Annotated in this window: 18 protein-coding genes; 11 read left to right on the forward strand and 7 right to left on the reverse strand. The window is 65.9% G+C overall.

What is annotated here, in order from left to right; all coding sequences use genetic code 11:
- Window positions 1–12: 12 nt before the first annotated feature.
- On the reverse strand, window positions 13–1,509 hold the full coding sequence (locus A5624_RS12610) for an acyl-CoA carboxylase subunit beta (protein WP_066866588.1): 1,497 nt from the start codon (window positions 1,507–1,509) through the stop codon (window positions 13–15).
- Window positions 1,510–1,828: 319 nt separating this feature from the next.
- Here A5624_RS12610 and A5624_RS12615 point away from each other — a divergent pair, with 319 nt between their 5' ends.
- From A5624_RS12615 to A5624_RS12635, 5 genes are read left to right on the forward strand one after another with little or no spacing between them, the layout of a single operon-like run.
- Window positions 1,829–3,049, forward strand: coding sequence for a cytochrome P450 (locus A5624_RS12615; RefSeq protein ID WP_066866589.1), 1,221 nt, complete (start codon window positions 1,829–1,831; stop codon window positions 3,047–3,049).
- Window positions 3,050–3,106: 57 nt separating this feature from the next.
- On the forward strand, window positions 3,107–3,931 hold the full coding sequence (locus tag A5624_RS12620; protein WP_066866590.1) for an SDR family NAD(P)-dependent oxidoreductase: 825 nt from the start codon (window positions 3,107–3,109) through the stop codon (window positions 3,929–3,931).
- A 56-nt stretch (window positions 3,932–3,987) separates the two neighbouring features.
- Window positions 3,988–4,605, forward strand: coding sequence for a TetR/AcrR family transcriptional regulator (locus A5624_RS12625; protein WP_066866592.1), 618 nt, complete (start codon window positions 3,988–3,990; stop codon window positions 4,603–4,605).
- Window positions 4,606–4,628: 23 nt separating this feature from the next.
- A complete protein-coding gene (locus A5624_RS12630) occupies window positions 4,629–5,306 on the forward strand; it encodes a hypothetical protein (protein WP_066866593.1) in 678 nt (225 codons plus the stop codon).
- A gap of 3 nt (window positions 5,307–5,309) precedes the next feature.
- Window positions 5,310–7,214 (forward strand): YhgE/Pip domain-containing protein, encoded by a 1,905-nt coding sequence (locus A5624_RS12635; RefSeq protein WP_066866595.1) that lies wholly within the window; start codon window positions 5,310–5,312, stop codon window positions 7,212–7,214.
- A 10-nt stretch (window positions 7,215–7,224) separates the two neighbouring features.
- Here A5624_RS12635 and A5624_RS12640 read toward each other — a convergent pair whose 3' ends face one another.
- Both A5624_RS12640 and A5624_RS12645 read right to left on the reverse strand, forming a co-directional pair.
- On the reverse strand, window positions 7,225–8,382 hold the full coding sequence (locus A5624_RS12640; protein ID WP_066866597.1) for a Zn-dependent alcohol dehydrogenase: 1,158 nt from the start codon (window positions 8,380–8,382) through the stop codon (window positions 7,225–7,227).
- Window positions 8,379–9,611 carry a cytochrome P450 gene (locus A5624_RS12645; protein ID WP_066866600.1) on the reverse strand — a complete coding sequence of 411 codons (1,233 nt, stop codon included), beginning with the start codon at window positions 9,609–9,611 and terminating at the stop codon, window positions 8,379–8,381. Before A5624_RS12645 ends, A5624_RS12640 begins: the two co-directional genes overlap by 4 nt.
- 295 nt (window positions 9,612–9,906) lie before the next feature.
- Between A5624_RS12645 and A5624_RS12650 the strand changes: the two genes are divergently transcribed.
- The 3 genes from A5624_RS12650 (at window position 9,907) to A5624_RS12660 (ending at window position 13,486) form a co-directional block, all read left to right on the forward strand.
- Window positions 9,907–10,866 carry an alpha/beta hydrolase gene (locus tag A5624_RS12650; RefSeq protein ID WP_066866601.1) on the forward strand — a complete coding sequence of 320 codons (960 nt, stop codon included), beginning with the start codon at window positions 9,907–9,909 and terminating at the stop codon, window positions 10,864–10,866.
- Between the two features lie 222 nt (window positions 10,867–11,088).
- A complete protein-coding gene (locus A5624_RS12655; RefSeq protein WP_066866653.1) occupies window positions 11,089–12,231 on the forward strand; it encodes an acyl-CoA dehydrogenase family protein in 1,143 nt (380 codons plus the stop codon).
- 10 nt (window positions 12,232–12,241) lie between these two features.
- Window positions 12,242–13,486, forward strand: a complete 1,245-nt coding sequence (locus tag A5624_RS12660; protein ID WP_066866603.1) for an acyl-CoA dehydrogenase family protein — start codon at window positions 12,242–12,244, stop codon at window positions 13,484–13,486.
- On the opposite strand, the gene A5624_RS12665 is transcribed toward A5624_RS12660, so the two are convergent.
- Window positions 13,483–15,450: a SpoIIE family protein phosphatase gene (locus A5624_RS12665; protein ID WP_066866605.1), complete on the reverse strand. Its 1,968-nt coding sequence runs from the start codon at window positions 15,448–15,450 to the stop codon at window positions 13,483–13,485. The genes A5624_RS12660 and A5624_RS12665 overlap by 4 nt on opposite strands.
- Window positions 15,451–15,710: 260 nt before the next feature.
- Here A5624_RS12665 and A5624_RS12670 point away from each other — a divergent pair, with 260 nt between their 5' ends.
- The 3 genes from A5624_RS12670 to A5624_RS12680 are packed head-to-tail and all read left to right on the forward strand — an operon-like array spanning window position 15,711 to window position 18,036.
- Window positions 15,711–16,211, forward strand: a complete 501-nt coding sequence (locus A5624_RS12670; RefSeq protein WP_066866607.1) for an oxidoreductase — start codon at window positions 15,711–15,713, stop codon at window positions 16,209–16,211.
- A 12-nt stretch (window positions 16,212–16,223) separates the two neighbouring features.
- Window positions 16,224–17,714 carry a molybdopterin-dependent oxidoreductase gene (locus A5624_RS12675; protein ID WP_066866609.1) on the forward strand — a complete coding sequence of 497 codons (1,491 nt, stop codon included), beginning with the start codon at window positions 16,224–16,226 and terminating at the stop codon, window positions 17,712–17,714.
- A 1-nt stretch (window position 17,715) separates the two neighbouring features.
- On the forward strand, window positions 17,716–18,036 hold the full coding sequence (locus A5624_RS12680) for a hypothetical protein (RefSeq protein ID WP_066866611.1): 321 nt from the start codon (window positions 17,716–17,718) through the stop codon (window positions 18,034–18,036).
- Here A5624_RS12680 and A5624_RS12685 read toward each other — a convergent pair.
- The 3 genes from A5624_RS12685 to A5624_RS12695 all read right to left on the reverse strand — a co-directional run bounded on the left by A5624_RS12685 (window position 17,987) and on the right by A5624_RS12695 (window position 20,729).
- Entirely contained in the window at window positions 17,987–18,352 is a 366-nt protein-coding gene (locus tag A5624_RS12685) for a hypothetical protein (RefSeq protein WP_066866614.1), read from the reverse strand. The two genes, A5624_RS12680 and A5624_RS12685, sit on opposite strands and share 50 nt — an antisense overlap.
- Before the next feature lie 62 nt (window positions 18,353–18,414).
- Window positions 18,415–19,620, reverse strand: coding sequence for an amidohydrolase family protein (locus tag A5624_RS12690; protein ID WP_066866616.1), 1,206 nt, complete (start codon window positions 19,618–19,620; stop codon window positions 18,415–18,417).
- A 77-nt stretch (window positions 19,621–19,697) separates the two neighbouring features.
- Window positions 19,698–20,729, reverse strand: a complete 1,032-nt coding sequence (locus A5624_RS12695; RefSeq protein WP_066866618.1) for a hotdog fold thioesterase — start codon at window positions 20,727–20,729, stop codon at window positions 19,698–19,700.
- Window positions 20,730–20,906 lie beyond the last annotated feature (177 nt).

Here is a 20,906-nt window from a genome sequence, read left to right on the forward strand (position 1 = left end):
GTGCAGAAAAAATCACGGCATGATGACGGTCCGGGTGACCGGTTCGGCGGCGGCCTGCCTGCTGGACAGGCCGCGCTTCAAGGACGCGAGCAACGCGTCGCGCGTCTCCCGGGGATCGATGAGTTCGTCGAAGCCCATGTGTTCGGCCGACCGGAAGGACGCCTCCAGCTCGGCGTTGCGCAGCTTGGCCGAGAGGTCCTCGCCGGCGTGTGACGCGCGGCTGAGCGCCGCGGCGCTCATGGCGCCCATCGTCGCCCCGGGATAGGCGAAGGTCGCGACCTGATGGTCGAAGCCCAACAGCGACATGACCATCGACCCGAACCCGTACGCCTTGCGCAGCGTCAGATGCAGCTTCAACGTGGTGGCGGCCGTCTGCGCGGCGAACATCCGTGCGCCGGCACGCAGCACGCCGCTGCGCTCGGAGCGGCTGCCGGGCAGCATGCCGGGATTGTCGGCGAGGAAGACGATGGGCAGGTGGAACGAGTCGGCCACCATGATGAAGTGCGCGGCCTTGTCGGCGGCGTCGGCGTCGATGGAGCCCGCCAGCACCTGAGGCTGGTTGGCCACCACCGCAACCGGGTGACCGCCGAGGTGGGCCAGCCCGCAGATGATCGCCTTGCCGTACTGCGGCTGCACCTCGAACCAGTCTGGGCTGTCGAAGATGACGTCGAGTACGGCGCGCATGTCGTAGACGCGGCGGTTGTCCCGAGACACGATGTCGAGCAACTCCGGCGTCTGCCGCGGCTCGGCGGCCTCGTCGGCGGGCAGCGGCGGCGGATAGGACCATGCGCTCGGCGGGAAGTAGGACAGATAGCGGCGGACGTCGTCGAGGACGGCCTCGTCGTCCTCGGCGACATTGTGGATCACGCCGCTCGGCAGGGCGACGGTCGGTCCACCGAGGTCCTCCTTCGAAATCTCTTCTCCGGTGGACTCTTTGACGACAGGCGGGCCGGCGGTAAAGATTGCTCCCTGCCTGCTCATGATCCGGAAGTCGCAGACCGGCGCCACCAGTGCGCCGTGCCCGGCCGAGGGGCCGAGCACGGCGGCGACGGTCGGGACTCGGCCCGAGCACTGCGCCTGGGCCAGCAGGTCGGTGGGGGTCCGGCCGTAATGGCCACCGGTGGGCCGGAAGCCGGCCCCCTCGAGCAGCATCACCAGCGGAATCTTGTCCCGGACCGCCAGTTCGGCGATGCGGTACCGCTTCGAGTTGCCACCGGGGCCGATGCTGCCCGCCATGGTGGTGAAATCCTCGGCCCCCAGCATCACTGGTGAGCCGTTGATCTCCCCGGAGCCGACAACCAGGCCGTCGGCCGCGATCTCGCCGCCGACCAGGGTGCCCAGCTCGCGGAACGTGCCCGGGTCGAGCAGGTAGTCGATGCGCGCACGGGCGTCGAGCTTGCCCTTGCCGCGATGCTTGTCCAGCCGCTCCGGCCCGCCCATGTCCCACGCCTGCCGGCGGCGCCGCTCGAGATCCTTGAGCGTTTCTCCCCAATCCTGGGCTTTCGCCATTCCTATGTCCTACCTCACGGAGATTCGTCGCGCGACCAGTCCTTTGGTGGCGACCCGCCGCGCCCGGCTACGCCGCGCTTGCGATCGCCACCGGTCCTATGGTGGCGACCCGCCGCGCCCGGCTAGGCCGCGCTTGCGATCGCCACCGGTCCTTTGGTGGCGACCCGCCGCGCCCGGCTACGCCGCGCTTGCGATCGCCACGTTGCAGGGTCACATACTGGATTGCTTACTGTAAAGTTACCCGCATGTCTGACGCCGCTCGTCGGGAGGTCGACCAGGCGTCCCAAATCGAGGAGTCTCACCAGTGAGTGCAACGACGATGGACGAGGCCGCGAAGCTCTTGGCGGACCCGTTGGCGTACACCGACGAGCGGCGGCTGCATGCCGCGCTGACGCACTTGCGCGCCAACGCCCCGGTGTCGTGGGTAGAGGTCCCGAATTACCGGCCGTTCTGGGCGATCACCAAACACGCCGACATCATGGATATCGAACGCGAAAACATGCTCTTCACCAACTGGCCCCGGCCGGTGCTGACCACCGCCGAAGGTGACGAGATGCAGGCGGCCGCCGGGGTGCGGACGCTGATTCACCTGGACGACCCGCAGCACCGGGTGGTGCGCGCGATCGGCTCCGACTGGTTTCGCCCAAAGGCGATGCGGGCGTTGAAGGTTCGGGTGGACGAACTGGCCAAGACCTATGTCGACAAGATGATGGCGGTCGGCCCAGAATGCGACTTCGTGCAGGAGGTCGCGGTCAACTACCCGCTCTACGTCATCATGTCGCTGCTGGGGCTGCCCGAGGCCGATTTCCCGCGGATGCTCAAGCTGACCCAGGAGTTGTTCGGCAGTGACGACTCCGAATTCAAACGCGGGAGCACCAACGAGGATCAGCTGCCGGCGCTGTTCGACATGTTCCAGTACTTCAACGGGGTGACGGCGTCTCGTCGTGAGCACCCGACCGAGGACCTGGCGTCGGCGATCGCGAATGCCCGGGTCGACGGCGAACCGTTGTCGGACATCGACACGGTGTCCTACTACCTGATCGTGGCCACCGCGGGCCACGACACCACCAGCGCGACCATTTCCGGTGGGCTGCACGCCCTTATCGAGAACCCCGATCAATGCCGGCGCCTGCGCGACAACCTGGACCTGATGCCGCTGGCCACCGAGGAGATGATCCGCTGGGTGACACCGGTCAAGGAATTCATGCGGACCGCCGCCAAGGACACCACCGTGCGGGGAGTGCCCATCGCCGCGGGCGATTCGGTGCTGTTGTCCTATGTTTCGGCCAATCGTGACGAGGACGTCTTCAGCGATCCGTTCCGCTTCGACGTCGGTCGCGACCCCAACAAGCACCTTGCCTTCGGTTACGGTGTGCACTTCTGCATGGGTGCGGCGCTGGCCCGCATGGAGGTCAACAGTTTCTTCTCCGAGTTGCTGCCCCGCCTGGAATCCATTGAACTGACCGGTGATCCGGAATTGGTCGCCACCACCTTCGTGGGCGGCCTCAAACACCTTCCGGTGCGCTACTCGCTGACCTGAGCGCGGGCGCACCGTTGCGTCGGGGTCCTCGCTACACTCCGGTGTGGAGGTCTCGCAATGACGCGCAGGACGATTGTCATCACCGGCGCCAGCGACGGTATCGGCGCAGCCGCGGCCCGTCGCCTCAGCCGCACCGGCGACCAGATCGTCGTGGTGGGCCGCTCCCCAGGCAAGACCGCCGCGGTGGCCGCCGAATTGGACGCGGACTACTTCGTCGTCGATTACGCCGACCTGTCCCAGGTGCGGGCGCTGGCGGAAAAGATTCGTTCGCAATACCCGCGCATCGACGTGTTGCTCAACAATGCGGGCAGGATGGCCAGCAAGATCGAGCTGACCGCCGACGGTTACGAACGCACCTATCAGGTCAACTACCTGGCGCCGTTCCTGCTGACCACCCAATTGCTGGATGTGCTGCTGCAGTCGCACGCCACGATCGTCAACACCACCAGCTCGTCGCACAAGCTGATTTTCCGGGCCACCGTCGACGACCTCGAGAACACCGCCAGCCGTCGGCCGGCCGCCGCCTACGCGTTGTCGAAGTTGGCAATCATGTTGTTCACCAAGGAATTACACCGGCGCTACCATGCCGGCGGACTTTCCGTCGCGAGCGTGCATCCCGGCAACGTCAACTCCAACATCGGTGTCGCGTCGGGTTCGCGATTCCTGGTCTTCATGCAGCGGTACACCCCGGCGGTGCTGTTCATCTCGACCCCGGACCAGGGCGCCGACCAGTTGGTGCGGCTGGCGTCGAGCACGCCCGGTTCTGAGTGGACACCCGGCGCGTACTACGCCAAGCGCAAGGTCGCCAACACCAGCCGTCTGGCAGAGGACCCGCGATTGGCCGCCGAACTGTGGGAGCGCACCGCGTTCAGGCTCGGCTGACGGCTCCGTCGGGGTGATCTTCGATACTCCGGAGTATCTAACCGATACCGAACGGTATGCTGCTGCACATGTCACCTGTCAAGCCGCTTCGCAGCCGCCCCACCCGGGGCGAGGTTCGCGACCGGATCCTGGACGCGGCGTCGAAGGTTTTCGCCGCCGAAGGGTTCGCCGGTGCCACCATCGACGCCATCGGCCAAGCCGCGGGCTTCACCAAGGGTGCGGTGTATTCGAATTTCGAATCCAAGGACGAGCTGTTCCTGGCCCTGCTCGACCGCGAGTTCGAGCTGCGCGGCGAGCAGATCGCGATTGCGCTGGACCGCAGCGCCGGCGACCGCGCCGCGGCCGCGCGAGAGGTGAGCCGATCGGTGCTCGACTCGGTCCGCGAACATTCCGACTACTACGTACTGCTCGTCGAGTACTGGTTGCGCGCCCAGCGCGATCCACAGCTACGGGAACGCCTGATCGGGCGCCGCCGCGCCGCGGCCGACCAGGCACTGCACATCGTCGAATCGACCGACACCGTGCCGGGCGACCGGCGACTGACCGACGTCGCCCAGCTCGTCGTCACGATCAACCTGGGGGTCGCGATGGAAGAGGTGTTGCGTCCGGGAACCATCAACCCCGATCTGCTCGCGCAATTGATCACCGCACTGCTGGAATCGATTCCGGTTTAAAGGGTATTAGGGAAAGCCACACCATGGATGCCAAGGACGAACCGGACGACATCGCACCGGTCATCACCGCCACCGGATTGGGGGTCGACGGTGAGCACGGGCCGTTGTTCTCGGGGGTCGACCTGACCCTGACGCCGGGTTTTCACGCGATCCAGATGCCCGGCGGGCACGGGCAGACCACCCTGCTGCTGACACTCGCGGGGCGTTTCAAGCCGAGCCACGGCACGCTCACCGTCCTCGGCGAGACAACCCCGCGCGCGATTCGCCGGCAGTGCTCCATCGCGGCCTTCGATGACATCGATGACCTGGAGGATTCGGTGACCGTGGGGACAGTGCTCGCCGAGCAACGCCGGTGGCTGGCGCCGTGGTACTCATCGGTGCCGCTGCAATCGGGTCCGGCCGAGCTCACCGAGGTCTTCGGCGAGATGGCTCCGCCGTCGAACGACACCTACATCGTCGAACTGTCAGACCTCGAACTGTTCTTGCTGCGAATCACGCTGGCGTTGCTGTCGAACCGTCCGATCCTGGTGGTCGGCGACCTCGAACAGGTTCGGGACAATTCCCGGCGAACGATCGCCGCCGACCGGCTCGGCGTGATCGCGAGACAGCGCACCGTCGTCGTCGGGGTGACCAACCCGCTCGGCACGGACGCACCCGACCACGAACTACACGATCACCGCATCCTGACCGGAGAGGGCTGAAAGATGCTGGCTGGACTCGCCTTTGGCTCAGAGATCAAACGCTTCGGCCGTAGCCGATTGACGCGCGTGGCCATCGTCGTACTGATGCTGTTACCCCTGGTGTACGGGGCGCTGTACCTCTGGGCGTTCTGGGATCCGTTCGGCCACACCAACAAGATGCCGGTGGCGCTGGTCAACTCCGACCGTGGCGCCGTCGTGTCCGGGCAGCAGTTCAACGCCGGCGCGGAGATCGCCAAGAGCCTGACCGCGGACGGCGGCCTGGACTGGCACGTCGTGGACTTAGCCGAGGCGCGCAACGGAGTCGACCACGGAAAGTACTACTTCATGGTCGAGCTGCCGCCGGATTTCAGCGCGGCGATCGCGTCGCCGGTGACCGGGCAACCGAAGAAGGCCAACCTGATCGCCGTCTACAACGACGCCAACAACTACATCTCGACGAGTATCGGCCGTACCGCCATCGGCCAGGTACTCAACGCCGTATCCAGCCGGATCTCGGGACAGGCCGTCAATCAGATGTTGTCGGTGGTGGTTTCGTCGGGATCGGGTATCAAGCAGGCCGCGGACGGGGCGGCCCGACTCGATGACGGTGCCGGTCAGCTGGTGGCCGGCCTGGACAGCGCGCGGTCCGGCTCGGCGACGCTTGCCGCCGGTGCCAAGCAACTGTCAGACGGAATCAACCAGGCCACCGACCCGCTGCTCGCGGTGACCAAGGCGGTGTCCCAAATCGGTGGCAGCACGCAGCAATTGCAACAGGGTGCCACCGCGCTTGCGCAGGCCAACGATCAGCTCGGCACCATCGCCGCGGCGCAGGACGCCGCCGCGAGCTCGCTGTCATCGGTGATCGATCAGCTCGCCGCCCGACAGGATCCGCTGGCGAACAACCTGCGCGGCATCCAGGATCAGCTGCGGGGCCACCAGTTCACGCCCCAGATCCGCCAGCAGCTCACCGATGCGCAGAACGCGGCGATCGCCATGACATCGGGATTGCGCAACCCGGGCAGTCCGCTCGCGTCGGCTCTCGACCAGGTCGGCGGTAAGGGACAGGAGTTGACGAACAAGCTCACCCAACTGCGCGACGGGGCCCAGCAAGTCGCTACCGGTAACGCCGAATTGGCCGGCGGCATCGGCAAGCTCGACGACGGCGCGCGCCAGCTCAAAACGGGATCGGCCGAGCTGGCGACCAAACTCGCCGAGGGGGCCAAGCAGGTACCCAACTGGACAAGCCAGCAAAAGGATGCGGTCGCCGACACCATCGGCGGTCCGGTGCAACTCGAGGCTTCACATGAGAACGCCGCGCCCAACTTCGGCACCGGGATGGCTCCGTTCTTCCTGACGCTCGCGCTGTTCTTCGGCGCCTTGGTGCTGTGGATGGTGCTGCGGCCCTTGCAGACTCGCGCGATCGCCGCGGAGGTGCTCGCGATCCGCGTGGTGCTCGCCAGCTACCTGCCCGCCGCCGCGATCGCGGTATTCCAGGCCGCCATTCTCTACTGCGTGGTCCGGTTCGCTCTCGGTGTGCACGCGGTGCACCCGGCGGCCATGCTGGGGTTCATGATGCTGATTTCCGCCGCGTTCGTGGCCGCCACGCAAGCCATCAATGCGCTGGTTGGTCCGGCGGTGGGCCGGGTGCTGATCATGGCCCTGCTCATGTTGCAGCTGGTCAGCGCGGGCGGCTTGTACCCCGTGGAGACCACTTCGCGGCCGTTCCAGGTCCTGCACCGCTTCGACCCGATGACCTACGGCGTCAACGGACTCCGGCAGCTGATACTCGGTGGTGTCGACGCCCGGCTATGGCAGGCGATCACGGTGCTGGCCGGGATAACGGCTGTCGCACTGGCGATCTCGTGCCTGTCGGCGCGCAGAGACCGGCTCTGGAATCTCAGCAGGCTGATTCCCGCGATCAAGATATAGCCGGCGTGGTTCAGCAGATCCCGAAATCGATGATGCCCCGCACGATTCTGCCGTTGAGCAAATCGTCGTAGGCGTCGTTGACCTCGTCGAGGCGATAGCGCTTGGTGATCATCTCGTCGAGCTGGAGCTGGCCCGTCTCATAAAGTTTGGCCAGCCTGGAGATGTCCGCCTTGGGGTTGCACGAGCCGAATATGGTGCCCGCCAACGTCTTGTTCATCAGGATGAAGTCCTGCAGGTCGATCTTGACCGACCGGGTCAACTGCGAGGTCATGCCGGTGAGCACGCAGGTGCCCCCCTTGCGGGTGAGCTTCACCGCGTCGCGTACGTCTGCCGGAGTGATCAGCGACGGCGAGACCACCACCGCGTCGGCCATCACTCCGTAGGTCAGACCGCGCACCAGGTCCAGCGCCTCGTCGATCGTCGCCGCGGTGTGCGTGGCGCCGAACTGCAGCGCCGATTTCTGCTTGAAGTCCACCGGGTCGACGGCCACGATCTGGGCGGCGCCGTTGATCCGGGCGCCCTGGATCGCGCCCGTCCCGATCCCGCCGACACCGATCACCGCGACGGTGTCCCCGGCGCGCATGTTCGACCGGTTGGCGACGGAGCCGTAACCGGTTGGGATGGCACAGGACAGCAGCGCGCTCGACGTCAGCGGCAGGTGTTGCTCGATCTTCACCAGTGAATTCGTCGACACCACAGTGTGTTCGGCGAATGCGCCGATCTTGGCGATGTGGCCGAGGCTGCGGCCGTCGGCGGTGTGGTGGCGGAAGGTGCCGTCGGTCGGCATCCCCGGGATCATGGTGCCGATGCCGACATCGCAGAGGTATTCGATTCCGCTGGCGCACCAACGGCATTGGCCGCACACGGCGACGAACGACATCACCACGTGATCACCCGGCGCGAAGTCGGTGACGCCGGGGCCGACCTCACGCACGATGCCAGATCCCTCGTGACCGCCGATCGTCGGGAACATGGTCGGCAGCCCCATGGATCGCATCACCTCATTGGGCGCCGACATGTCGCCCTTGAGGATGTGGTCGTCGGAATGGCACAGGCCGGCGGCTGCCATCTGTACCAGGACCTCGCCGGCCTTGGGGGGATCGAGCTCGAATTCCTCGACGGACCACGGCCCGCCGACGTCGTGCAGGATCGCCGCGCGGCTTCTCATGTGGCGGGGGCGAACGTGACCGGAAGCTTGTTCGGCGACCGGAAGGTGAGCCCGACGATCCTGGATTCCTCGCCGGTTCCGTCGTCGGGCACGAACGCCAGCCGTTCGACGCGGTCGAACAGGCTGTTCAGCATGACGCGCGTTTCCAGCCGGGCCAGGTGCATGCCGAGGCACATGTGGATACCGCCGGCGAAGGCGATGTGGGACTGGCGCGGCCGGCGAATGTCGAAGGTGTTCGGATCGGTCCAGCGGCTCTCGTCGCGATTGGCCGAACCCATACACATGTCGATCTGCGCCTCGGCCGGGATTGTCTTGCCGCCGATTTCGACCTCTTCGGTCGTGGTGCGCATGACCATGGTCAGGGGCGTCTCGTACCGCAGGCCTTCCTCGATCGCCATCGGTATCAGCGACCGATCCTGATACACCATGGCCAGCTGTTCGGGATGGGTGAGTAACAGGTACAACAGATTGCCCGACGAGCGATAGGTGGTCTCCAAGCCGGCCGGCAACAACAACCGCAAGAAGGCGATGATGGCCTCGTCGGTGAGCTTTTCCCCGTCGATCTCGGCGGCAACCAGGTCGCCGATGATGTCATCGGTCAGCTTGCGCCGGCGCTGTTCGACTTGTTTGAGGAAGTAGTCGTAGAGCTCGGTGGCGGCGTTCAATCCCGCCACGATGTCGGTGGGGATCGAGATCAGGTCGAGGGACAGACGCCGGAACAGGTCGAGATCCTCGGCGGGCAGCCCGAGCAGCGTCGAGATGATTCTGGTGGGAAATTCGAAGGTCACCGCCTTCACCAAATCGGCGTGACCGTCGTTCTTGATTTCGTCGACGAGTTGGTCGCAGACCGGCCCGATGACCTTCGGCTCCCAGCGCTCCAGCGCCGTCGCGCGGAACGCTTTGGCCACCAGGTTGCGGTGGTCGTGGTGTTCCCTGCCGCCCATCGCCAGGATGGTGTGTCCCATCACCAGCCCGATCGTCTTGTCGTACGCGGCCGAGGTGAAGACGCGGTCGTCGCGAAAAGCTTGCGAGACACCGTCGTAACCGAACAGGACCCATTCGTCGTTGGGCCGCAGCTCTTCTGGCAGCTGGCTGTTATCGCCCAGGGAACCGTGCCATACCGGGTCGGTGTGGCGCATGTGCTCAAAGAAGGGATAGGGGCTGGTTTCGCCGGTGAAATCCAATGCAGGTACGACGGGCTGACCGTTCGGGCCAGTGCTGAGCGTCATCAGCGCTCCTCCTGAGACAACCGATAAGGCCGTTCACGCGGACCAAAAGCGAGTGCCCGCGAAGTCCACGGCGGGTGGAACCGAGCGGAAAATAGCTATCATAGTATAGATAGCAACGTAGCCCAATGGCTCAAACGCTTTCCGTCGCACTGCGACGCCTGGCACGTTCCCCCGCGACGAGCACCGCGTGTGTCGACCCCCAAAACGCGGGTCTACCTTGAAGATGGTTTCCGGTAAGGCCTACCTTCCGAAACCGCCGATGAGCCCGCCCGACGAGCCCGAAAAATGAGTGGACATGACACAGACGAATCTGGCCCGGCCACACGGCCTCACTCGCATCGATCCGGTGCTGCGCGACGCCGCCGTGGCGTTGGGTGCCTTCGAATTCCGCGCCGAGACGCTGCCGGCCGAGCGTGAACACGCCAACCTGCTGGCCACCCAGCGCGCCGCGTCGGCAGACACCACCGGCGTGTCCATCGACTCCCGATCCATCGCCGGCCCGGACGGTCAGCAACTGGAGCTGCGGTTGTATCGCGGCCACACCGAATCCGCCGCGCCGGTGGTGATCTACGCCCACGGCGGCGGGTTCGTCACCGGAAACCTGGAGACCGACCACGCGCACTGCGTGGAGCTCGCCCGTGACGGCGGCTGCCTGGTTGTTTCGGTCGACTACCGGCTCGCGCCGGAACATCCGTGCCCGGCGGCGCTCGACGACGTCGAAGCGGCCTTGCGCTACGCGGTCGACAACAGCGCGGAGCTGGATGCCGACGCCGCCCGCATCGCGGTAATGGGCCGCGACGCCGGTGCGGCGCTGGTCGCGGGACTGACCCAGCGCATGTTCGACCAGGAAGGTCCGGCGATTCTGATGCAGATCCTGCACCAGCCGATGCTCGATTCCGACGCCACGCCCTCACGTCGGGAATTCCAGCGAACCCCGGGCCTCAACGGTCCGGCGGTGAGCCGGGCGTGGAACCACTACCTCGGCCACGCCAGCGCCAACGGTCAGCACGTGCCGGCGCACCGCGCCAACCTCGAAGGCCTGCCGCCGACGTTCGTCAGCTGCTCCGAGATCGATCCCTGTCGCGACGAGGCCATCGACTACGCCAACCGGCTGTTGCACGCATACGTCCATACCGAATTGCATGTGATCGCCGCGACCTTCAACGGCTTCGACTCGATGGTGCCGGATTGGATTGTTTCCCAGGAGAATCGGGCGCTGCATGCGCAGGCCCTGCGCCGCGTGTTCGCCATGTAGCGCAGCCGCGCCCCGGTGATGCCGGGCGACGAGGCGGACTCACCGGAGGGCGTGCCCGTCCCAATTTTTACCGACTGAGCTCCGGTATCTCTTACCGTATTGCGCGTTGCTAACATCAGAAACGCCAGCCAACCGAGGACCGATCGGGCGGATGATCAAACACTCAAACCGTTTCCGTTGCAGCCGCAGCGATCGAATGTCAAGAAGGATCCCCTCGGCACCATGACGACCCTCGACTCTCCGGAGAAGATTCTTTTCACCTCGACCACCCAGGCCTTTTTGGACAAGGAAGCGCCGCTGCGCCGGGTGCGGGAGCTGCACGCCGAGGGCACCTCGTTCGACCCCGCATGGTGGCGGCGCGCCGCGGAGCTCGGCTGGACCGCGCTGTTGGTCCCGGAGGAGTTGGGCGGCGGAAGCGTGTCGGGGAACGGCTTCGCCGACCTGGCCACGGTCGCCGAACAACTCGGGAAGACGGTGGCGCCAGGGCCGCTGTATCCGGTCAGCGCCGTGCTCGCCGGCCTTGTCGAGTGCGCAAATTCCGGCGAGCACGCCGACACCATCGAGGCGCTGGTCTCCGGTGAAACCGTGGCGTCGTGGGCGGTGTGTGAGCCGGGGCAGGGTTGGGCACCGCTGAATCCCTCGGTGACGGCCACCGAGACCGACTCCGGTTACCGCATCGACGGCAGCAAGGACCGCGTCGAGGCGGGCGCCCAGAGTGCGGTGCTGCTCGTGGTGGCGCGCAGCGGCGCGCAGATCCGTCAGTTCCTGGTCCCGACGGACGCCCCTGGCGTCCGGATCGAACCCCAGCAGTCGGTCGATCTGGTCAAGCAATACGCCCGTGTGCACTTCGACGGGGTCGTGGTGCCGCACTCCGCGGCCGTCGGCACCGCCGACGAGGCGGCGGTGCTCGTCGAGCGACAGAGCCAGATCGCTCAGGTGCTGCAATGCGCCGAGGTGGTCGGCGCTCTGCAGAGGGTGTTCGACTTCACCGTGCAGTGGGCACTCGACCGGCACACGTTCGGTCGTCCGCTGGCGTCCTACCAGGCCCTCAAACACAAGTTCGCCGACATGAAGCTCTGGCTGGAAGCCTGTCGCGCCACCACCTCGGCGGCCGTCGCCGACGTGGCGGCCCGCGCGCCGCAAGCGAACCTGTCGGCCAGCATCGCCAAGTCCTACGTGGGAGAGATGGCGGGCCAGATCGTCCAGGCCTGTGTGCAGATGCACGGTGGTATCGGTGTCACCTGGGAACACGACCTGCACCTGTACCTGCGTCGAATCACGTTGTACCGCAGCATGTTCGGCACGCCGGAGGAACACAATCTGCGCGTGTACGAGTTCGAGAAGGCGGGTCGTTCGGCGAAATGATGAAGACGAGATGACATCAACCGAGTCTGTTGCGCAGTTCGCCGCCCGGGCCAGGGCATGGCTTGCGGCCAACATGCCCGCCATCGACCGCGAGGCCCCACCGGCCGCGCTGCGTGACGACGAACGGTCGTGGTTGCGGGCCCGGGAACTGCAAAAGCGGTTGTACGACGGCGGGTTCGCCGGGATCTGCTTCCCCCGCGAGTACGGCGGCCTCGGGCTGGACTACGAATACCAAAAGGCCTTCGACGTCGAATCCCTCGACTACGAGATGCCGTTGATCCTCAACACCCCGACGTTCACCATCTGCTGCGCCACGCTGCTCGACACCGGCAGTGAAGACCAGAAGAAGCAGCACATCGCCGCCGCGCTGCGCGGCGAGGAGGTGCTGGTGCAGTTGTTGAGCGAACCCAGCGGCGGATCGGATCTGGCCGGCGTCCTCACCCGCGCCGAGCGCCGCGGCGATCGTTGGATCATCAACGGCGCCAAGACCTGGAGCACGAGTGCGTTCGCCGCCGATTACGGCCTGTGTCTGGCCCGCACCAATTGGGAGGTACCCAAGCACGAGGGCCTGACGATGTTCCTGGTGCCCATCGCGCATCCGGGAATCACGTTGCGGCACATCACGATGCTCAGCGGTTCCAGCGAATTCTGCGAGGAGTTCCTCGACGGTGTCGACGTGGGAGACGACGCCGTCGTCGGCGAGGTCAACGGCGGCTGGGCGGTGGCCTCGCGGCAGCTCTACCACGAGCGCCGAGCGGTGGGGCAGGGGTCCGAGTTCGCCAGCGGCGGTGGCAGCGAGGGCGGCAACGCGATTCCGGTCGACTACGTGGCCCTTGCGGAGAAGACCGGACAGGCCGACGACGAACGCGTGCAGGAGATGGCCGGTCGAGCCATGGTGCACCGCGCGGTGGCCGAGCAACTGATCGGTCACGTGTACCGCAGCGTCAGAGACGGCGCGCTGCCGCCGGCCGCCGGGACGCTCATCCGGCTGTTTCACTCCGAGACCACGACGACCGATGTCGACACGGCGCTGGCGATCGCGGGAAGTGCCGGAGTCGTCGGGGAACCGGGCGCCGGACTCGAAACGGGTCTGCGCTATTTGTCCCGGCAGACCGTCGCCATCGGCGGCGGCACCACCGAGATGGCCCGCAACGTCATCGGCGAGCGGGTGCTGGGCTTCCCCCGGGAATACGCCGCCGACCGCGGGGTGCCGTTCAACCAGGTGCGGCACGGCGACAGGGCCGACCGGGCTTAACCCTCGGCGACGAGGTTCTCGGCGAGGCCGCTCACCACCGGGATCTGGACCAGTGACAAGACATGGTGTGCCGGGCTGCCCGGCGGGGCCACCAACACGTATTCACTGCCTTGCCGCTGGGCCCGCCCGCGGGCGGCGGCCAGTGCGCTGACGCCCGCCGATCCCAGGTGGGTGACGGCACTGAGGTCGACCGTCAATGGCGCGACGCCGGAACGGCTTTCGACGGCGATCTGACGGTCCAGGATGGATGCGGTGTTCGAGTCGACGTCGCCGCTGACGACGATGCGGCCCGGTTCGCTGACCTCGGAGGCGAATTCCGCGTTGAACGTGCGCCGCTCGGCCGCCCGGCTGATCACGGAATCGGTGACGAAACTCGCCGGTCGCGAGAGTCGGTGCGTCAGACTGGCGGTCGTTCCCTCGGCTCCGTGGCGGACGTGCGCCTCCGACACCAGGGCCTCTGCCATGGCGAGGCCGCGACCACGCCCCGTCTCGCCCTCGCGGTGATCCTTCCACCGGCCGCGGTCGCTCACCGAGGCGTGCAGGCTGCCATCGCCGGACAGCGTCGCCTCCACCACAACGCCGTCGGTGACCTCGGTCGCATACCCGTGCTCGACCGCGTTTTCGACGAACTCCGAGATCGCGTGCACCACATCGGAGATGTCGTCCGCGTCGGCGCCCACCTCCGACAACCATTGGCGCAGGCGGGTGCGTACCATGCGCGCCGCACGGATCGTCGCGTCCAGTGTCAGGTGCAGCGGCGCGGGCGGCGTCCGGCGTTGTGCCGCAAGGAGTGTCACGTCGTCGCTGTAGCCGGTCGACCGCAGCAGCAATTCCAGTGTCTCCGAACAGATGCGGTCGATCGCCCGTTGCGAGGATTCGATGACGAACCCGCGTTGTCCGCCGGCGATGTTCGCGGCCAGCTCGGCGAATTCGGCGGTGCTGGCGCCCAGTGGCCGGCCGGGTCTTTCGATCAAACCGTCGGTATAGAGCAGGATCGAGTCGCCCACGTCGAGGAATTCGGTGCGCACCGGAAAACCGGTGCCGCTGCCGAGGGGTCCCGCGCCCGACGGCTCGAGATAGCGCGCGGTGGCGTCCGTCGTCACCAGCAGCGGCGGCGGGTGTCCCGCGGTGCAGTACCGGAATTCGCCGGCGGCGAAGTCCAGGGAGCCGACGCAGATTGTGGCCGTGTTGGATCCGGGGACGTGCTTGCGGAATCGGTCGACGGCCTCGAGCGCTTCGGCGATCGGATATCCCGCGACGACCTGCATCCGCAGCGCGGTGCGCAGTTGCGACATCGCCGCGGCCGCTTTGACGCCATGGCCGACGACGTCACCGACGACGAGCACCAGCCGGTCGCCGAGGGGTATCGCGTCGAACCAGTCGCCGCCGGCCGCGGTGTCCTCCGCGGCGACGAGGTACTGTGCGGTCACGTCCGCGCCGGGAGTGACGGGCACTGAGGGTGCCAGTAGTGCCTGCTGCATGACGGTGGCGGAATCGCGGACGTTGCGGTACCGCTCGGAGAGTTCCTCGAGGCGCGCTTCGTCGGCCATTCGCGTCTGCACGCGGCTGGTGACGTCGACGAAGGCAAGCTGCACGCCTTCGATCGAGCCGTCCTCCGCCCGGCGCGGCGTGACGATGAAGTCGAAGAAATGTTCCTGTGCCTGCCCCGCGCCGTCGAAGTCGGCCTGGACCCGCCATTCCGTGCCCGACTGTGGCTCGCCCGTTTGATATACCCGGTCGAACATGTGCAGGATTTCTTGGCTCTCCAGCTCGGGATAGATGTCGCGCACAAATAGCCCAATGGAGTCGATTGGCGGACTGAGTGTGCGGTACGCCGCGTTGACCGCGACAAATCGGTGGTCGGGCCCCTCGAGCCCGACCAACAGCGCGGGAACGTTCTCGAAGACGCGGCGCACGTCCTCTGCCGCACCGACAGTTCTGTCCCAGTCTTTTTCGGCCACCATCTGGCCGTCCTCCTAGCAGCCCCGAGCGGCCCGCCAACCAAGGGCCGACTCGAAAACCGGGTCAATGGGTTGACCCAATTTGCACACGTAGTTGTTCACATTAGCAATGGTTCTTGGCTGCGTAATGCAACGGTTTGGTTACCGCTGTGAATTGTGTCGGCTAATTCGGGTGGCAAATGCAATTGACGTCTGCGAAGATCGCGGCCCCTGACGCGTAAACGGCTCCGTTTGCGCCGGTTTGGCGCGGGTACCTCGCTGTCGTGGCCGATCTCGTGGCTCGACGCGCGACGGCGCTCTGGCGGCGCCTGCTGACGTCACCAGTGCTCACCTTGAACGGCTGGGTGGCATTCAACCTGCCCCGTGCGGTGACCGCGCTGGGCGGGGCGTTGCTGACGGGCCTGGTTGCGGTGCATGTCTACGTGCTGGCCAGCCGGCCGTACCTGCCCGGGTATTTCGCCGCGTACGTCGCCGCTTTGGCGGCCGCCTGCCTAATCGCCGCGAGCGCCATGCTGATCGGCATCAAACCCTCAGTGCCCCAAGGCGGTTGGTATTTCGGCAGCCTGATTTGCTCGGCCTTTCTCATCGTGTATGTCCTCACCCGGTGGATCGGCCCGCCGGGATTGGAAGCGGTGACCGCCCGATGGGACTTCGCGCCGGGAACGCTGGCGATGGTGTGCGCGGCGGCTTTCATCGCCGTGCACACGACCGTGCTGTCGGGCATCAACGTGGCCTATCCGCACAGCCAGCAGTGGTATGACTGACGGGGCCCGAGCATGACGACGTTGGACTATCCGGTATGGCTGCGCATCGATCATTGGCTGAACGTGCTTTTCGTGACGCTGATCCTGCGCAGTGGTCTCGAGATCCTGGCCACCCACCCGAAGTTGTACTGGCACGACGACAGCAAGCCGGGCTCGGAGTGGGCCCGCTTTACCCGAAAGGTCATGCCGCGGGACAGGATCTACGACACCCTTGACGAAGAAGAGGACTACAGCCCGTTCATCTCGCTGCCCGGCCGCGCGCAGCTGGGCGTGGGCCGCCACTGGCACTTCTTCGTGGTGATCGGCTGGATCCTGCTGGGCCTGTCGTACTACATCCTGTTGTTCGCCACCGGCCAATGGCACCGCTACTGGCCCGCGTCATGGTCGATTTTCCCCGAAGCGTGGGACGACCTCGTCACGTATCTGTCGTTCAACCTTCCGCCGGTGCTGCCCGGCGAGCCGCTGGACGCCATGCAGAAGCTGACGTACGCGGGAGTCGTCTTCATCCTTGCGCCGTTTCAGATCCTGACCGGGGCCGCTCAGTCGCCGGCGATCGAGGCGCGGTTCCCGTGGTACGTGCAGATGTGGGGCGGTCGCCAATGGGCGCGCAGCTTGCACTTCTTGGGTCTGGTCGCCTTCCTGGTCTTCATCGCGATTCACCTGTCGATGATTTTCTTTTGGGGTTGGGGCCGGCTCACCGCGGCAATGATTTTCGGCGCCGTTCGCAACACCTACTGGTCGACCGCGATCTCACTGATGATCATTGCGGCGATCATCGGCATCCATGTGGCGGCCACGATTTGGAGCCTGCGCAACCCGCGGTCGGTGCAGCGGGTGCTGGGGGCGGTGGTCACCGCCGCTCGTCGTCTGCTGTTGCGGCCGCTTAATTCACGACAGAACTATCCGGCCCACAAGATCTCAAAGCAGCACCGCGTCAACGGAAAGCCGCCCACCAGCACGGAATACAAGGTGATGGCGGTGCACAACTTCGTGGACTGGCGACTGCGGGTCGGTGGACTGGTGGAAAACCCGGTGACCCTGGACCTGAGCGCGCTGCGGGCCCTCGCCGAGTCGGAAACCCAATGCGTGATGCACAATTGCGTCCAAGGTTGGACCAGCATCGGCCAGTGGACCGGAGTCCATCTGCGTCAGCTGGTGGACTTGGTGCGGCCGCTGCCCCAGGCGCGCTACGTCTGCTTCCTGACCATGCAGGACAACAGCACCGACGAGCCGGCGTCGCACGGCGGAGGCCAATTCTACGAGGTGCTTGACCTCGAGTTCGCCGACAAGCCGCAGACCCTGCTGGCGTACGAAATGAACGGCACGCCTTTGCCGATCCAGCACGGCGCGCCGTTGCGTCTGCGGGTGGAAACCCAAGTGGGATTCAAGATGGCCAAGTGGATCAATCAGATCGAGTTCGTCGAGGACTACGCCGGCATCGGCATGGGTACCGGAGGCTGGCGCGAAGACCGCGTGTACTACGACAAGGACGTGGAAATCTGAGATGACCGACACGGCGACCGAGGGGGTCGGGGTACGTCCCGAGCTGATCAGCTTGGATTCGGTGGCCCGACATCGCGTCCTGAAGCAAGTCACCGCCAAGGGCGGACATTGTGAAGCCTGCGGCGCAACGGATTTCGCCGTGGGCGACGCCCTCTACCTGGGTTACCTGTTTCTGAATGAGGACGCCGACGCCTACCTGGTCGCGCTGACCTGTCGCAATCCGGACTGCGCGAAGCCACGGACCGCGATCAGATTGTCCGACAAGGACTTTCTCACCTACGCGCCAGGCGCCACGGACGCTTCCAAGCATGACCCCCGCTAGCCTGGCCCTCGTTGGATCCGGGAAGCTTCGGCCGGGTCAGATCGAATCGCTCTATCAGAGGCGATAACTCGCGTAGCTGATCGCACAGCGAACCGAACCGCCGCTGATCGTCCTCGCCGAGTTGGCCCAGCGAACTGTAGTGCGCCACGCGCGGCAGCCGTCCCGCGAGGGCGGTGCCCCACCGGATGTTGAGGTCGTAGACCTCTTCATCGTCGACGTCGTCACGCTGTCCGAGTCGCTTGAGCGCGTCGATCTGCTCGGTGAGAAACGCGACGTCGTCGTCGATATTGACCGGCGTCCCATCGTGCGGTGCCACGCCTCGACGAGTACCCAACGTCGGCCCCGCTACACGGGGCCGGCGAGCGGTCAGTTAAGCGACTACGCCGAGACCGGCTTCTTGGCGGGCGCCGAGACCTTCATGAGCTTCATCAGGTTGCCGCCCATGATCTTTGCCTTGTCCTCATCGCTGAACTCGGCGAGTTCGTCGACGAAGGTGATCGGGTCTTTGAGGCCCTCGGGGTGCGGCCAGTCGGATCCGAAGACCACCCGGTCGGTGCCGACCATGTTGACGATCTCGGTGAACCGGTCCTCCCAGAACGGGCTGACGTAGACGCAGCGCTTGAACGTCTCGATCGGGTCCTCGGCGAAGGCCTGCGGCATCTTCTTGTAGACGCCCTTGAGGCCCTTGAACAGGTTGGGCACCCAGTCGGCGCCGTTCTCGATGGACAGGATGCGCAGGTCGGGGTTGCGGGTCAGCGCGCCGTGACAGATCAGGGCGCCAAACGCGTCCTCGATGGGGCGGTGACCCATGGCCAGGCTGCGGAAGGCGGTCGGCTTGAAGGGCAGGAATTCGTCGCCGGGTTCCCAGATGTTGAGCAGCTCCGAGTAACCGCTGTCCGAGGCGTGCATGGAGACGGGGATTTCGGCGCGCACGCAGGCCTGCCAGAACGGGTCGAACTCTTCGAGGCCGAACGACCGGCTGCCGCGGTAACCGGGCACCGGCGCCGGGCGGACCAGCACCGTGCGCGCGCCGCGCTCGAGGCACCACTGAAGCTCCTCGAGCGCGCGGTCGACGATCGGCAACGTGATCACCGGGGTGGCGAAGATGCGGTCCTTGTAGTTGAACGACCACTGCTCGTACATCCACTCGTTGAGCGCGTGGATGACGTCGTGGGTCATCTCCGGGTCGTCCTTCATGCGCTCTTCGACCAGGCTGGCCAGGGTCGGGAACATCAGCGCGAAGTCGATGCCGAGCTCGTCCATAACCTCCAGGCGCGCACTCGGTTCGCGGAAGGCGGGGATGGCCTTCATTGGCTCGCCGAGGATTTCGCGGTAGCTCTTGCCCTGTGAGCCGTTGCGGAAGTAGTCCTCCTGTGCGCCCGGGCGAGCCACCACTTCGAACGTCGGGTTCGGGATGTATTCGCTGATGTGCCCGCGCACCACGATCTTGGTGCGGCCGCGTACCTGGACGTAGTCGATGACGTTTTTGCGCTTTTCCGGCAGGAATTTGGTCAGCGCTTCCTGCGGCTCGTACATGTGGTTGTCCGCGTCGAAGACGGGGAAGGGCAGTTCCCGGGACGGCATGGCGATCTCCTAGCAGAAGTCTCAATTCTCACCTGTGGTAACGACGTTACCACTTGTGCGCAACAGGGTATAGCGGTTCAGCCGTCGGCTCGCAGCCCGCCCGTCGGGGTGTCGCCGTTGATGACGGCGAAATTCACGGTGGCCGTGGCGCGCAGTTCGTCGTCTCCGTCGCCGTAGATGTCGACCTGCATCACCATCGCCCGTCGTCCGGACCGCAGCATCGTGGGCACCGCGAAGGCCGCCCCCTGCCGGACCGGCCGCAGGTAGCGGATGAACAGATCCGCGGTGGTCATCGTGGTGCCCGGCTGCAGGTAGTCCAGCCCGAATTGTCCGCCCGCCACGTCCACGAGCGTGGCGATCAGGCCGCCCTGCAGCGCGCCGGAGGTGTTGACGACCGCGGGGCTGACCGGCATGGTCATGGCGAATTGGCCATTGCGGGTCGTGGGGCGCATGCCGATCTGGCCGAACAGCTCGGCGAGCGACGGGGCGGTCGACTCTTCGTCGGTGTCGCGGATGCCCAGGGCGCGGCTGCAGAAGTCGTACAGCTGGCCGGCGTCGACCGGCGTTCCGTTCAATTCCGAACCGAGCCAATGCAATCGCTGCGCACCCATCATCGTCTGCATGACGATGGCGGCCGCCGCGCCGACGTCCAATCCGGGGTTGAAGACCCCCTCGGTGATGCCTTGCCCGACGATGTCGCGAATCAGTCCGTGCAGGGGAGAGAGCACTCGGGCGTATTCGCGCGGCCGGGTCTCGGCCAGGTGCTGGTTGTAGAGCGTCAACGCGCGGTTGAGGCTGTCCTGGGTGCTCGATTCCGGCTGCTGGCTGAGTCGGTCGATCAACAGCTTCAGCGCCGAGGTGCTGTCCAGTCCCGTCGTCTCCGCGCGCCAGGTCTTGACCGATTGGGCGATGGTTCGGTCGAACAAAGCCAGCAGCAACTCGTCCTTGCTGCTGAAGTGTTGGTAGAAGGCGCGCAACGACGTCTTGGACCGTGCGACGACCTCCTGCACGGTGAAGTCGGTGCGTCCCGTTTCGCCCAGTATCGCCACGGCCGTCTTGATGAAGCGGTCGCCGCGCGTGATCTCGATGTCGTCGCCGGGGTCGGCCATGAGCGAGTGGTCCCCTTCCATTGCGCGCTGCTCGCGCCATGAGAATGAGGTTACCGCGCCTGGCAACCTATCCCTTGATCGAAGACGATGGCGGGTCTCGACAGCGAATTCTCAGGTGCTTGGCACCGCAGGAGCGAATAGCCGGCCGCCGGTGCGGGTACGCGCTCAGTGAACGGC

Source organism: Mycobacterium sp. 1482292.6, from assembly GCF_001672995.1.
Classification (GTDB): domain Bacteria; phylum Actinomycetota; class Actinomycetes; order Mycobacteriales; family Mycobacteriaceae; genus Mycobacterium; species Mycobacterium europaeum_A.

Coding starts and splice junctions, on each gene's coding strand:
- A5624_RS12610 (WP_066866588.1), bottom strand. CDS start 1,509: ATGGCGAAAGCCCAGGATTGGGGAGAAACGCTCAAGGATCTCGAGCGG.
- A5624_RS12615 (WP_066866589.1), top strand. CDS start 1,829: ATGGACGAGGCCGCGAAGCTCTTGGCGGACCCGTTGGCGTACACCGAC.
- A5624_RS12620 (WP_066866590.1), top strand. CDS start 3,107: ATGACGCGCAGGACGATTGTCATCACCGGCGCCAGCGACGGTATCGGC.
- A5624_RS12625 (WP_066866592.1), top strand. CDS start 3,988: ATGCTGCTGCACATGTCACCTGTCAAGCCGCTTCGCAGCCGCCCCACC.
- A5624_RS12630 (WP_066866593.1), top strand. CDS start 4,629: ATGGATGCCAAGGACGAACCGGACGACATCGCACCGGTCATCACCGCC.
- A5624_RS12635 (WP_066866595.1), top strand. CDS start 5,310: ATGCTGGCTGGACTCGCCTTTGGCTCAGAGATCAAACGCTTCGGCCGT.
- A5624_RS12640 (WP_066866597.1), bottom strand. CDS start 8,382: ATGAGAAGCCGCGCGGCGATCCTGCACGACGTCGGCGGGCCGTGGTCC.
- A5624_RS12645 (WP_066866600.1), bottom strand. CDS start 9,611: ATGACGCTCAGCACTGGCCCGAACGGTCAGCCCGTCGTACCTGCATTG.
- A5624_RS12650 (WP_066866601.1), top strand. CDS start 9,907: ATGACACAGACGAATCTGGCCCGGCCACACGGCCTCACTCGCATCGAT.
- A5624_RS12655 (WP_066866653.1), top strand. CDS start 11,089: ATGACGACCCTCGACTCTCCGGAGAAGATTCTTTTCACCTCGACCACC.
- A5624_RS12660 (WP_066866603.1), top strand. CDS start 12,242: ATGACATCAACCGAGTCTGTTGCGCAGTTCGCCGCCCGGGCCAGGGCA.
- A5624_RS12665 (WP_066866605.1), bottom strand. CDS start 15,450: ATGGTGGCCGAAAAAGACTGGGACAGAACTGTCGGTGCGGCAGAGGAC.
- A5624_RS12675 (WP_066866609.1), top strand. CDS start 16,224: ATGACGACGTTGGACTATCCGGTATGGCTGCGCATCGATCATTGGCTG.
- A5624_RS12680 (WP_066866611.1), top strand. CDS start 17,716: ATGACCGACACGGCGACCGAGGGGGTCGGGGTACGTCCCGAGCTGATC.
- A5624_RS12690 (WP_066866616.1), bottom strand. CDS start 19,620: ATGCCGTCCCGGGAACTGCCCTTCCCCGTCTTCGACGCGGACAACCAC.
- A5624_RS12695 (WP_066866618.1), bottom strand. CDS start 20,729: ATGGCCGACCCCGGCGACGACATCGAGATCACGCGCGGCGACCGCTTC.